This is a genomic window from Acidovorax sp. WCS2018Noco2-16 (assembly GCF_031843945.1).
In the GTDB taxonomy this organism is placed as follows: Bacteria; Pseudomonadota; Gammaproteobacteria; order Burkholderiales; family Burkholderiaceae_C; genus Paracidovorax.
In genome coordinates, this window is the sequence record NZ_JAVTJJ010000002.1 from 408,037 (window position 1) to 420,356 (window position 12,320).

Genomic DNA, 12,320 nt, shown 5'->3' on the forward strand with positions numbered 1-12,320 from the left:
GGCTGAACGTCAATCCTGTCCCCAGCGATGATCCGGCAACAAAGGCGCCTTGCATTTAGGACACTTTTTGGGGAACAGCAATACGCCGGTCGCGCCCGGCTTGCTGCTACTGGGAACCGTTCCACAACGCGGGCAGCGGTACATGAGCCCGACGTAGGCTAGTAGTAGCAGGCCGAAGATCCAGCCTGCTGCGAATGCACCCAGGTGCCCTTTAAATTTTGCAAATATAAATCCCGCTAAAAAGAATCCAAAAAACGGCAGGACACCGAACCATAGACCCAGTCTGTGTCGTAACCCAAAGCGGCGACTCGCTTCTGCATCACCCAGGCTGCTGTCTCGTCTCAGATAGTCTTCGCACCATCCCATCAGCGGCTCCCCGGCGGCGTGGGTTTCACGCTGAACTCGATCATATTTGCCTTTACCTCAAAACCCAGCTTAGGAATGACTGGTGCGGTGGTCCAGTTAGTAGACCCTTGGACATAGAAACGATTCCCAGCGCTAGAAGCATCGATGCCCATGCCAAACGATTGCTCAATACCAACAATCCCTATCCCACCTCCTGCTGCCACAGAAGGGCCAAATCGAATGCTCCCCTCTTGCTGTGGGTTGAATTCTGCAATCGGCGTTGACTTATACCCATAAACAGGCCCTTGCATAAGTGCACCCGACACTGCACTGCGACTAAGATGAAAGCCATAGCCAATGCCCATACCTGCTTTGCCGCCCACGATCTGGCCGCTGGCAAACTCGATTTCAACTTCACCGCCAACACCCGCATAGATGCCGCCCCCCAATGTGCCGCTAAAGTTGCCAATAGCCGCGCCGCTGGCCATTCCAGCCGAGTTTGCACCCATATAGTTCCAACCTGGTGCGACAGTCAGAGTCTGTGCGGTCGAATTTTTCCACATAGGTTCGCTGTAGACATAGAAGCTCTTGGCGCTGTTGCGCGCGTCGTCTCCTGCCGCCATGTATCCATCTGCCATGCTGCGATAGGTCTTCGCGAACTCCGGGTTCGTCTTCTGCAATCCAGCCGAGAGGTTGTACAGCAGCTTAGCGTCGTTGTAATTCTGAACCGCCAAGTCGTTGTAGGTCGCGAAGATGGATTGAGTCGAATGCCCGGGCGTGAACGGTAATTTACCGCTTGCGTCAGCCACCAAGATGCCTGGCTGCGAGCCATAGGACGGTGGCGCAAGATTGGCCAATCGCTGCTCAATGGCGGACTGCTCAGCCGCATTGCGTGAGATGGCACGATCCACACCACCCCACCATTCAGTCGCTCCCATGCCCGAGGGATCGCCAAGCCGCACAGAGCCACTGCTACTCAACCCATACAGCGCATCAGTCCGCGCCTGCGCATTCTGCTGGTTGATCTCCCCACGCCGGAAGCTCTCCTGCGCCGTGTTCTGCTGCCCCATCGCATCAGCCAAGCTGCTGCCCAACGCATTGCCAAACGCATCAGTCGCCACCTGCTGGATCGCCACCCGCCCGCCGCGCGCAATCGCTGCCGCAGTGCCCGCAGCCACGCCCGTCAGCAAGCGAGTGCCGAACTGCTGACCGAAGCTCAGCTCGCTGAACCCCCGCTCATTCATCCCAAGCGCCCCACCCACGGCCTGCCCAACTCCGGCGCCCACCGCAGACGCTGCCACGGATTGCCAGCTGAAGCTGCTTTGCAATCCCGCGACCACGCCGATGCCCTGGCTGGCTACGTTGCCCACCGCGGCCCGAATCATCGCGTTGCCCACCGCAGTGCCTGTACTGGTGGCCTCTCCCAACGGCGCCCAGCCGCCCATGCCGCCGGAGATGCCTCCGCCAATCGCTGATAACCCCACACTTCTCCAACTGAAGCCGTCTTGTGCTCCGATGAGGTTGCCCACTGCCTGGCTGGCGATGGAGCCCACTGCGCCCCCTATCGCCATGGCGCCAGCGCCGATGCCAGCCAGGCCTCCTCCGGTCAAGGCAGCCGAACCGGCTGCCATCGCTCCAGAAAGCGTGGTTCCGGCGGTGCCCAGGAGCGCACTGGCTGCCCCAGCGGTGTAGATGGAAGCCACCACTGCCACGACCACCATGATGATCCTGCCCAAGCCCCCGCATCCTCTGCCGCCTTGCCCCGCAGGCGCTGGCAGCAGCGGGTCCGTGCTGCCCGTCACCTGGCTGGGGTCGTAGGGCTGGAAGGTCTCGACGTTGTTGCTGTTCAGTGCCAGCTTGGGCACGCTCAGTGTCTGGCCCGGTGTGAGCTGGCCGTCACCCGATACCGACAGGCCGTTGGCATCGGCAATGCGCCACCACAGGCTGGCGTCGCCCAGCACGTTGCGCGCGATGCCCTTGAGGGTCTCCCCTCCCACGATGGTGTAAGCCACCGGGTCGAGGTTGGCGCCCTTGAGCTTGAGTGGTGCCGCGTTGAGCTTGAACTCTGCGGTGTTTTGGTAGGTGGGCTTCTCACTCGAGGAGGTGGGGAGCTTCTCGGTGTTGGGTGCGTCGCCGTAGCGGGCCAGCACTTCGCCATTGACGACCAGCTGGCGCTGGATGTGACCGGGGTTGTCGGCGTCTCCGATGAAGCCGCCTACATAGCCCCCAGGCAGGTTTTGGATGCGGCCTCCGAGGTTGCCCGCTTGGCCCGCCCCCTGGTTGACGTAGACGGCGTTGCCTTGCGCGTCGTTGACGAAGGTGCGATTGAAGCGGTTGTCAGCCACGCCCCCGCGCTGCTCGATGTTGCTGATGAAGCCGTTGGCGTCGCGCCAGGTGTGCGTGGTGGCCTCGGCCTGCGTGGCGTTGCCGCGCGTGACGCTGGAGCTGGTTTGCTGGTAGCCGCCCAGGTATTGGTACCTGTAGCGGGTGGTCAGCGCGCTGCCCTGGCGGCCGTCAGTGACTTGGGGGTAGCCCGCAGTGGCCTAAAAGGATGGGGCGGGGGCGGCCACGCCGCACAGCCGCCCCCCTTGCGGCTTACTCCACCGTCACGCTCTTGGCCAGGTTGCGTGGCTTGTCCACGTCCGTTCCCCGTGCGCAGGCCGTGTGATAGGCCAGCAGTTGCAGCGGCACCACGTGCAACAGGGGCGACAGCGGGCCGTAGTGTTCGGGCATGCGGATGACGTGCAGGCCCTCGCTGCTTTCGATGCGGGTGTCTGCATCGGCCAGCACGTAGAGCACGCCGCCGCGCGCGCGCACTTCCTGCATGTTGCTCTTGAGCTTTTCCAGCAGGGTGTCGTTGGGCGCCACCGTCACTACGGGCATGCTGCTGGTCACCAAGGCGAGCGGGCCGTGCTTGAGCTCGCCGGCCGGGTAGGCCTCTGCGTGGATGTAGCTGATTTCCTTGAGCTTGAGCGCGCCCTCGAGCGCGATGGGGTAATGCAGGCCCCGGCCGAGGAACAGGGCGTTTTCCATGCGGGCGAAGTCTTCGGCCCAGCTGATGACCTGCGGCTCCAGCGCCAGCACGGCCTGCAGCGCGACGGGCAGGTGGCGCATGGCTTTCAAATGGTCGGCCTCCTGCTCCTCGGTCAAGCGCCCGCGTGATTGGGCCAGCGCCAGCGTCAGCAAAAAGAGCCCAGCCAGCTGCGTCGTGAACGCCTTGGTGGAGGCCACGCCGATTTCAACGCCGGCCCGCGTGATATAGGCCAGCTTGCATTCACGCACCATGGCGCTGGTGGCCACGTTGCAGATGGTCAGCGTGTGCTGCATGCCCAGGCTTTGCGCGTGGCGCAGCGCGGCCAGCGTGTCGGCCGTTTCGCCGGACTGGCTGATGGTGACGACCAGCGCGCGCGGGTTGGGCACGCTGGTGCGGTAGCGGTATTCGCTGGCCACCTCCACCTGCGTGGGGATGCCGGCAATCGACTCAAGCCAGTACTTGGCCGCGCAGCCGCTGTAGTAGCTGGTGCCGCAGGCCAGGATCAGGACGGAATCGACCTCCTTGAACACGCGCCAGGCGGCCGCACCCGGCTCGCCGTGCAGGCTCTGTCCGTCGAACAGTTCGGGCACGATGCCCTGCACGCCTTCGAGCGTGTCGGCAATGGCGCGCGGCTGCTCGAAGATTTCCTTTTGCATGTAGTGGCGGTAGGGGCCGAGCTCGGCCGCGCCGCTGTGGGCCTGCACGGTACGCACGGGGCGCGCGACGGTGTCCAGCGGCTGGCCGTTTTGGGCGGCGATCCAGTAGCGGCCCAGTTGCAGGTCCACCAGGTCGCCCTCTTCCAGATAGACGATCTGGTCGGTCACGCCCGCCAGGGCCATGGCGTCGCTGGCCAGAAAGTGCTCGTTCTGCCCCACGCCCAAAATCAGCGGCGAGCCGGCGCGCGCGCCCACCACGCGGTGCGGCTCGTCCTTGTGGATGACGGCGATGGCATAGGCGCCGTGCAGCTGCTGCACTGCCGCCTGCACCGCCTGGAACAAGTCGCCCTCGTACAGGCTTTCGACCAGGTGCGCGATCACCTCGGTGTCGGTCTGGCTGGTGAAGACGTAGCCGCGCGACTGCAGCGCTGCGCGCAGTTCTTCGTGGTTTTCGATGATGCCGTTGTGCACCAGGGCCACGCGGCCCAGCCGCAGCGGCTCGCCCACGCCGGTGTCTGCCCCCACGCCGGCGCCATGGCTGAAATGCGGGTGCGCGTTGTGCACCGCCGGTGCGCCGTGCGTGGCCCAGCGGGTGTGGGCGATGCCGGTGGCGCCTTCCACATGGTCGACTGCCACCTGTTCCAGCAGTTCCGCCACCCGGGCCGTGCTGCGTGCGCGGCGCAGGCCGCCGGTGGGCGAGGCGCCAAGGCTGGCTTCATGCACCGCAACTCCGCACGAGTCGTAGCCGCGATATTCCAGCCGCTGCAGGCCCTGTACGAGGATGGGAACGATGTTGCGCGTGGAAACCGCGCCGACGATGCCGCACATGGGGAGACTCCTGGGGTGGTGGACTGTGGATGGGGCCTGTCGTCTGCCCCGGGCTTTGGAATGCCTGCATCGTAGGCAAGCAGGTTTAAAATTTCCAATCAATATTGAATTGAATATGAATTTTAATTTCCACCGCATCAATCGAAGAAATCTGATTTCATTAATATCCAAGAAATGGAATCATTGACACTCGATTCGAACGATCTGCGCCTGCTGGATTGGCTGCAGACCGACGCCAGCCTCAGCAACCAGACGCTCGCAGAGCGGGTGCACGTGTCGCCGCCCACCTGCCTGCGCCGGGTCAAGCGCCTGCACGATCTGGGGCTGATCGAGCGGCAGGTGGCCATTCTTCAGCCCGACCGGTTGGCACAGTTGCAGGGCCACGGGCTGACTGCGCTGGTCGAAATCACGCTGGACCGCCAGGGCGCCGAATGGATGGACGCGTTCGAGGCACGCGCGGTGGCCGACGCGGCAGTGCAGCAGTGCTGGCGCGTGGCGCCGGGGCCTGACTTCATGCTGGTGGTGCAGGCGCGGGACATGCCAGGCTACCTGGCACTGGCGCAGCGGCTTTTTACCGGCGACGCCAACGTGCGCAACGTGAAGGCCTTCTTCGCCGTCAAGCGGGCAAAATTTGATACAAAAGTGCCTCTAGCGCTTATTCCATAAGCGCTATTAGCTATCAAATTAATAGCAACAGCATCAAACTCAAAGAATGGCGTCTGGTGCGGGCCATTCCACCATCACCGTGCAACCGGCACCCCGCTCACCGGTGATGCCGATGCGCCCGCCATGCCGCTGCACGATGATGCGGGCCGTCGCCAAACCGCAACCCACGCCGGCGTAGTCCGCGTCGCGGTGCAAACGCTGGAACACGCCGAACAACGAGCCGGCGCGCGCTGCATCGAACCCGCTGCCGTTGTCCTGCACCTGCAGCACCACGCCGCCGTTTGGCAGGGCGTCGGCACGAATGGCAATGTGGGCGGATGACGCGGCGCCCGGTGCAGCCGGGCCGGCCGTGAACTTGATCGCATTGCCCAGCAGTTCCACCAGCAACTGGCGCAGCAAAGCGGCGTCGGCATGCAGGGTGATGCCCTCGGTCGCCACGCTCCATTCGATCGTTCGGCCCGCTGCGGCCCCATTCAGAGCAGCCTGTGCCTCGCCCACCAGCGCAGTCAGATCGACTGGCGCCGGATCGATCGGCGCCCGCGCCGCGCGGGACAGCTCCATCAGGCCGTCCAGCATGCGGCCCATGCGGCGGGCCGACTGGTCCATGGTGTTCAAAAAGGCGAGCGCTTCATCGCGCGCATCGGCGGGCAAACCGGCGTCTTCCGCCTCCAGCAGTTCGCGCACCAGCGGGCCGTAGGACGTGATGTGGCGCAGCGGCGCGCGCAGGTCGTGCGACACGGCGCGTATGAATTCTTCCTGCGCAGCGGCCCCATCGGCCAGCTCGCGGTCGCGCGCGGCCAGCAGCGCGCGCAACGCCTCGGCATCCAGCCCGGCGTAATCGCCAGCCGTCAAGCCAGCGCCGGCGCGCTGGTCCGTCATGCCTTGGGGGCCGCCGGCAGCTTGGCCGGCCGTTGCCAGTTTTCTTTGGTGATCTGCTTGCCGCGCGCCACGCTCAAAGCGCCCGGCGGCGTGCTCTTGCTGATGGTGGAGCCGCCACCCACCGTGCCGCCCGCGCCAATGGTCACCGGCGCCACCAGCACGCAGTTGCTGCCGATGTGCACGTCTGCCTCGATCACCGTGCGGTGCTTGTTGGCGCCGTCGTAGTTGGCGGTGATGCTGCCGGCGCCGTAATTCACGCGCTCGCCCACCGTGGCGTCGCCCAGGTAGGCCAGGTGGTTGGCCTTGGCGCCGTCGGCCAGGGTCGAATTCTTCACCTCGACGAAGTTGCCGATGTGCACCTCGCGGCCCAGCTGCGCGCCGGGGCGCAGCCGCGCGAACGGGCCGATCAGCGCGCCCGCGCCCACCTGTGCGCCGGCCTTTTCGCCGTCGATGTGGGTGAAGGGGTGAATCACCGCGCCCGCCGCTATTGATGCGTTGGCGATGCAGCAGTTGGCGCCGATCTGCACGCCCTCGCCCAGTTCCACGCGGCCGGTGAAGACGCAGTTCACGTCGATCTCCACGTCCTGCCCGCAGGCCAGCCGGCCACGCGCGCCGCTGCGCGCGTCGTCGCGCACGTCGAAGCGGGCCGGGTCGGCCAGACGCACGCCCTGCTCCATCAGTGCGCGGGCCTGGGCCAGCTGGTGGGCACGCTCCAGTTCGGCCAGCTGCAACGGGCTGTTGACGCCGGCCACCTGCAGCGCGTCGGCGATGCGGTGCGCCACCACGGGCACGCCGTCGGCCACGGCCATGGCGACGATGTCGGTCAGGTAGTACTCGCCCTGAGCGTTGTCGTTGGAGAGGCGCGCCAGCCAGCCGGCCAGCAGCCGCGCGGGCACGGCCATGATGCCGCTGTACACCTCGGCGATGGCGCGCTGGGCGTCGCTGGCGTCCTTGTGCTCGACGATGCCCTGCACCGCGCCGCCGCCCTCGCCCTGCCCGCTGCGCACGATGCGGCCGTAGCCGGTGGGGTCGGGCAGCGTCACGGTCAGCAGCGCCAGGCGGTCGGGGCGCGACGCGGCGACCAGGGCGGCCAGCGTATCGGCGCGCGTCAGCGGCACATCGCCCGACAGCACCACCACCGTGCCATCGCCGGAAAGCGCGGGCACCGCCTGCTGCACGGCGTGGCCGGTGCCCAGCTGCGGCTCCTGCCGCACGAACTTCAAGTCAAAAGTGCCCACAGCGCTTGCTGCGCCTGCGGTAGATGCTTCTACTTCCATAGCACCATGGCCCGTCACCACCACCACGCGGCGGGCGGCCAGGGTGGCAGCCTGGTCCAGCACATGCCACAGCAGCGGCCGGCCGGCCAGGCGCTGCAGCACCTTGGGCGTGCGGCTCTTCATGCGCGTGCCCTTGCCGGCAGCCATGATGATGATGTCCAGGGCGTCAGGGGCCGTGGCGGGGGCGAAGGCGGGGGCAGCGGTCATGGATGTGTCGGGGAAGGCGGCGGGACGTGGAAAGGATCAGCCGCGATTATCCGGTGCGCACTGCACGCCGCGCGCAGCACGCTAAAGCAGCGGCGCCAGGCGCGGCACGGTGTCGTAGTACTCGGCAATGCGCGCCAGCACGCGCGCGTTCAAGATTTTGAGCCGCCCGCCCGACAGGTCGTGCAGCCCCAGTTGCGTGAGCCGGCGCAGCGTCTTGTTGGTGTGCACCAGCGACAGGCCCAGCGCGTCGGCAATGTGCTGCTGCGTGACTGGAAAGGGGACCGATCCATCGGCCTCGACCAGCCCCAGCCGGTCCAGCCGGCGGTGCAGCTGCAGCAGCAGCATGGCCACGCGCTCGGGCGCGGTGCGGCGGCCGGCGGTCAGCAGGTTTTCGTCCAACATGCCTTCTTCGCGCGCGGCCAGCCACGTCACGTCGTAGCCCAGACGGGCGTGTTCCTTGTACAGGCCCCAGAGCGTGTCTTCTTCGAACACGCAGAAGTGGCAGTCGGTAATGGCGTCCACGCCATGCAGTGACATTTCGCCGAACTGCTGCTGCAGACCTGCCAGGTCGCCGGGCAGCAGAAAGTTCAGGATCTGGCGCCGGCCGTCAGACAGCGTCTTGTAGCGAAAGGCCCAGCCGGAATAAAGCGTGAAAAGCCGCACGTTGGGTTGGCGCTCGCGAATCAGCGTGCCGCCGGCCACCACCGAATGGGTGCCGCTGCGCAAACGCTCGATGGTCGCCAACTCTGCCGCAGTCGCGGGCGTGAAAGCGGCGGCGCGGCGCAAACCGCATTCGTCGCAGTGACGGGGGCACACGGAATGGGCAGCAGCAGCGTTCATGGCGGCGCGATTCTAGGGCGGAATGCCTATGTCTTTTGACATTGCGCGCGCGCCGGGCCAAAGGCAGCATGCCGCCAATGTCTTCTGTGTCGCCTTTGTACGAAATTCTCTATATCAGCACCCTGTCCCAAGGCCAGCCCCTGAGCGCCGTGGCCCACATTGCGGGCCACGCCCGCTGGCACAACCAGCAGTGCGGTATCACCGGCTTGCTGGTGTTCGACGGCCAGCGATTCGGCCAGCAGATCGAAGGCCCCGAACTGGAGGTGCGCGCGCTGCTCGAGCGCATTCGCAGCGACCCGCGCCATATCTATGTCGAGGTGCTGCACGACGCCCCGCTGGCCGCGCGCCGGTTCCAGAATTTCAGCCTGGGGTTCAGCACGCTGGAAGACGACACCGCCCTGGAGCGGCTGGAAACCTTGCGCGGCCCGGCTGCGCTGCGGGCCTTCGTCGATCTGCCGATCGAGCTGGAGTAGCGCTGCGGTCGCCAGGTTGCCTGACCGTGCCGCTCACAGGACTGCTATGAAAAAAAGAGCTTCCACCGCCCATTCGACGGGCGCTGGAAACTCTTTTGACTGAATAGTCAGGCGATTGCCGCCGCTCAGGCGCCGCACGCTCCGCCGGGCTGAACGCCGGACCAGCCAGCCGCAGCACTGGCCACCGCATCAGCGCGCACCGCGCTGGCGGCACGCCAGCAGAACTGCAACGCGCTGCGGCCGAGCGGCTCCAGCACCACATGCTGCCCGGCGCCAACCACGAACGTCTGCCCGGCATACAGGAAGACGTCGCCAGCCGCCTGGCCGCTGCCACCCTTCGGGCCTTCATCCAGCGTGATCCAGGCGCGCCCGCTCATCACACGCAGCGCCATGGGCACCTGGGATCGCAGGCTGCGGGCCTCACCGGTCGCGATGGTGTGAATGTCCTGCGCGGCCACGCCGACAGGCATTGATGACGTTTGCGAATTCAGGACATTGATCGGGTTCATGGCTTTAGCTCCAGTAACGGACCCCTATGGATCCAGGCCCCGATGGTGCGCGTGCGTTGGTGAAGCGTCCAATGAAAAGCAGCCGCCTGAAAGATTCCTGATTCGCATCAATGGCAGAATCCCGCAGCGGTGACTGAGCAACTTTCAGCCTCCGCACACCCCCTGCAGCGCTGCGATTCATGATCAAGCCCTGCTTTATTAATGCAAATATCGCATCAATAAGCGCCATGAGTACCACCTCGCCCCCTATCGCCCACCTGCGCACCCGGCCCGTGGCGGCCGGGCATTGGCGCGCCTTCCTGGCCGTGGCGCGGCACCTGAACTTTCGCGCAGCCGCCGAAGAGCTGTCGCTGACGCAGTCGGCCGTCAGCCGGCAGATCCAGTCGCTGGAAGACGAAGTGGGTGTGCCGCTGTTTCTGCGCCACACGCGCGCCGTGGAGCTGACCGGCGCCGGCGCGCAGTTGCAGCGCGCCGTAGGCCCGGCGCTCGAGCGCATGGACGCCGCCGTGCGGCTGGTGCGCCAGACGGCCGGCCGCAAGAGCGTGGCCATCACCACCTGGGCCAGCTTTGCGTCGATGTGGCTCATCCCGCGCATGGAAGAATTTCAGCGCGACAACCCCGACATCGACATCCGCATTGACGCCACCGACACCGTGGTGGACCTGGAAACCTCCGATGTCGACCTGGCGCTGCGCTACCGCCTGCCGGGCGGCATCGAACACGGCGCGCACCGGCTCTTCGGCGAACAGTTGGCGGTGGTCGCCAGCCCCTGGTTGCTGAAAAGCGCGTCGCCCATTCGCCGGCCGGAAGACATCGCCCAGTTCACGCTCATCGAAGCCGGCGACGCGCACCGCACGCAGAACCTGGAATGGCTGACCTGGCGGCGCTGGTTCGACCTGAACGGCAACGGCAAGCTGCAGCCCAAGCGCTGGCTGTACTTCAACTACGCCCAGCAGATCGTGCAGGCGGCGCTGGCTGGCCAAGGGCTGGCACTAGCGCGCATGCCGCTCATTGCCGACGGCCTGGCCGCGGGCGACCTGGTGGAAGTGCTGCCCGGCCACCGGCTCGATTCGCCACTGGCCTACTGGATGGTGGTGGGCCCGCGCAGCGGCCAGCGGCCCGAGATCAAGGCCTTCTGCGCCTGGCTGCTGCTGCAGGCCGAGGCTACGCGCCAGGCGATTGGCGAGGTTCCCGACTCGGACCTGAACGACGATCTGGATGGATCGTCTGCCCACTAGATCTGCTATGCAATCAATAGCTACCAGCGCTTGATAGATAAGCGCTGGAGGCTATTTTGACCCTGAGATTGGGTCAGGCACCCAGCGTCACCCGCGCGAACTTGCGCTTGCCGACCTGCACGACGAAGGTGCCCGCATCCAGCTTCAACCCCTTGTCGCTGATGACCGTACCGTCCACGCGCACGCCGCCGCCTTCGATCAGGCGGTTCGCCTCGCTGGTCGAAGGCGCCAGGTTGGCTTGCTTCAGCAGCGCCCCGATGCCCAGGGGCGCGCCGGCCAGCGACACCTCCGGAATCTCATCGGGCACGCCGCCCTTGCTGCGGTTGTTGAAGTCGGCCTCGGCCGCATCGGCTGCCGCGGCGCTGTGAAAGCGCGTGGTCAGCTCCTTGGCCAGCGCCACCTTGGCGTCCTTGGGGTTGCGGCCGCCTTCGATCTCGGCTTTGAGCTGCGCGATCTCGGCCAGCGTCTTGAACGACAGCAGCGTGTACCAGTCCCACATCAGCGTGTCGGAAATCGACAGCACCTTGGCGAACATGCTGTTGGCCTCTTCGGTGATGCCGATGTAGTTGTTCTTCGACTTGGACATCTTGTCCACGCCATCCAGCCCCACCAAGAGCGGCATGGTCAAAATGCACTGCGGCTCCTGGCCGTATTCCTGCTGCAGGTGGCGGCCCATCAGCAGGTTGAACTTCTGGTCGGTGCCGCCCAGCTCCAGGTCGCTTTTGAGCGCCACCGAGTCGTAGCCCTGCAGCAGCGGGTACAGAAATTCATGCAGGCTGATCGAATTGCCGTCGGTGAAGCGCTGGTGGAAGTCGTTGCGCTCCATCATCCGCGCCACGGTGTACTTGGCGGCCAGCTGAATCATGCCGACGGCGCCCAGCGGCTCGCACCACTCGCTGTTGTAGCGAATCTCGGTGCGTGCCGGGTCCAGCACCTTGGCAGCCTGGGTGTAGTAGGTTTCGGCGTTGGACTTGATCTGCTCGGGCGTGAGCGGCGGGCGCGTGGTGTTGCGGCCCGACGGGTCGCCGATCAGCGTGGTGAAGTCGCCGATCAGAAAGATCACCTGGTGGCCCAGGTTCTGCAACTGGCGCATCTTGTTGAGCACCACGGTGTGGCCGAAGTGGATGTCCGGCGCGGTGGGGTCCAGCCCCAGTTTGATGCGCAGCGGCTGGCCGGTGGCTTCGGAGCGGGCGAGCTTGCGCGTCCACTCATCACGGGGGAGCAACTCGTCCACACCCCGCAACGTGACCTCCAGTGCCTGTCCTACACCATCGGTCAGCGGGAATGTTGTAACAGCAGATTGATTCATAAGGGTTTTTTAGGGGTCGATCCGTAGGCGCATCGCTATACTTCGGCCCACTTCGCAGT

At 65.6% G+C, this 12,320-nt stretch carries 10 protein-coding genes; 3 read left to right on the forward strand and 7 right to left on the reverse strand.

All coding sequences use genetic code 11. The annotated features are described in order from the left end of the window. Window positions 1–365: 365 nt before the first annotated feature. Entirely contained in the window at window positions 366–2,690 is a 2,325-nt protein-coding gene (locus RQI28_RS07285; protein ID WP_311221941.1) for a LysM peptidoglycan-binding domain-containing protein, read from the reverse strand. A gap of 250 nt (window positions 2,691–2,940) precedes the next feature. Beyond that, on the reverse strand, window positions 2,941–4,863 hold the full coding sequence (gene glmS, locus RQI28_RS07290) for a glutamine--fructose-6-phosphate transaminase (isomerizing) (protein WP_311221942.1): 1,923 nt from the start codon (window positions 4,861–4,863) through the stop codon (window positions 2,941–2,943). A gap of 174 nt (window positions 4,864–5,037) precedes the next feature. Between glmS and RQI28_RS07295 the strand changes: the two genes are divergently transcribed. Then, on the forward strand, window positions 5,038–5,529 hold the full coding sequence (locus tag RQI28_RS07295; protein ID WP_311221943.1) for an Lrp/AsnC family transcriptional regulator: 492 nt from the start codon (window positions 5,038–5,040) through the stop codon (window positions 5,527–5,529). A 39-nt stretch (window positions 5,530–5,568) separates the two neighbouring features. Here RQI28_RS07295 and RQI28_RS07300 read toward each other — a convergent pair whose 3' ends face one another. The 3 genes from RQI28_RS07300 to RQI28_RS07310 form a co-directional block, all read right to left on the reverse strand. Beyond that, window positions 5,569–6,408, reverse strand: a complete 840-nt coding sequence (locus tag RQI28_RS07300) for an ATP-binding protein (RefSeq protein ID WP_311221944.1) — start codon at window positions 6,406–6,408, stop codon at window positions 5,569–5,571. Further along, the gene (gene glmU, locus RQI28_RS07305) at window positions 6,405–7,892 is read right to left on the reverse strand and encodes a bifunctional UDP-N-acetylglucosamine diphosphorylase/glucosamine-1-phosphate N-acetyltransferase GlmU (protein ID WP_311221945.1); all 1,488 of its coding nucleotides are present in this window, start codon (window positions 7,890–7,892) and stop codon (window positions 6,405–6,407) included. Before glmU ends, RQI28_RS07300 begins: the two co-directional genes overlap by 4 nt. Before the next feature lie 81 nt (window positions 7,893–7,973). Next, the gene (locus tag RQI28_RS07310; protein ID WP_311221946.1) at window positions 7,974–8,732 is read right to left on the reverse strand and encodes a Crp/Fnr family transcriptional regulator; all 759 of its coding nucleotides are present in this window, start codon (window positions 8,730–8,732) and stop codon (window positions 7,974–7,976) included. A gap of 77 nt (window positions 8,733–8,809) precedes the next feature. Between RQI28_RS07310 and RQI28_RS07315 the strand changes: the two genes are divergently transcribed. Next, a complete protein-coding gene (locus tag RQI28_RS07315; protein ID WP_311221947.1) occupies window positions 8,810–9,205 on the forward strand; it encodes a BLUF domain-containing protein in 396 nt (131 codons plus the stop codon). A 125-nt stretch (window positions 9,206–9,330) separates the two neighbouring features. Here RQI28_RS07315 and RQI28_RS07320 read toward each other — a convergent pair whose 3' ends face one another. After that, window positions 9,331–9,714 carry a DUF2917 domain-containing protein gene (locus tag RQI28_RS07320; protein WP_311221948.1) on the reverse strand — a complete coding sequence of 128 codons (384 nt, stop codon included), beginning with the start codon at window positions 9,712–9,714 and terminating at the stop codon, window positions 9,331–9,333. Between the two features lie 227 nt (window positions 9,715–9,941). On the opposite strand from RQI28_RS07320, the gene RQI28_RS07325 reads away from it, so the two are divergent. Beyond that, window positions 9,942–10,952: a LysR substrate-binding domain-containing protein gene (locus tag RQI28_RS07325; RefSeq protein WP_311221949.1), complete on the forward strand. Its 1,011-nt coding sequence runs from the start codon at window positions 9,942–9,944 to the stop codon at window positions 10,950–10,952. 73 nt (window positions 10,953–11,025) lie between these two features. Here RQI28_RS07325 and tyrS read toward each other — a convergent pair whose 3' ends face one another. After that, on the reverse strand, window positions 11,026–12,261 hold the full coding sequence (tyrS, locus tag RQI28_RS07330; RefSeq protein ID WP_311221950.1) for a tyrosine--tRNA ligase: 1,236 nt from the start codon (window positions 12,259–12,261) through the stop codon (window positions 11,026–11,028). Window positions 12,262–12,320 lie beyond the last annotated feature (59 nt).

What these genes read in the sequence shown, in the direction of transcription:
- RQI28_RS07320 (WP_311221948.1), bottom strand. Translation starts at nt 9,714, where the DNA reads ATGAACCCGATCAATGTCCTGAATTCGCAAACGTCATCAATGCCTGTC.
- glmS (WP_311221942.1), bottom strand. Translation starts at nt 4,863, where the DNA reads ATGTGCGGCATCGTCGGCGCGGTTTCCACGCGCAACATCGTTCCCATC.
- tyrS (WP_311221950.1), bottom strand. Translation starts at nt 12,261, where the DNA reads ATGAATCAATCTGCTGTTACAACATTCCCGCTGACCGATGGTGTAGGA.
- RQI28_RS07325 (WP_311221949.1), top strand. Translation starts at nt 9,942, where the DNA reads ATGAGTACCACCTCGCCCCCTATCGCCCACCTGCGCACCCGGCCCGTG.
- glmU (WP_311221945.1), bottom strand. Translation starts at nt 7,892, where the DNA reads ATGACCGCTGCCCCCGCCTTCGCCCCCGCCACGGCCCCTGACGCCCTG.
- RQI28_RS07315 (WP_311221947.1), top strand. Translation starts at nt 8,810, where the DNA reads ATGTCTTCTGTGTCGCCTTTGTACGAAATTCTCTATATCAGCACCCTG.
- RQI28_RS07295 (WP_311221943.1), top strand. Translation starts at nt 5,038, where the DNA reads ATGGAATCATTGACACTCGATTCGAACGATCTGCGCCTGCTGGATTGG.
- RQI28_RS07300 (WP_311221944.1), bottom strand. Translation starts at nt 6,408, where the DNA reads ATGACGGACCAGCGCGCCGGCGCTGGCTTGACGGCTGGCGATTACGCC.
- RQI28_RS07310 (WP_311221946.1), bottom strand. Translation starts at nt 8,732, where the DNA reads ATGAACGCTGCTGCTGCCCATTCCGTGTGCCCCCGTCACTGCGACGAA.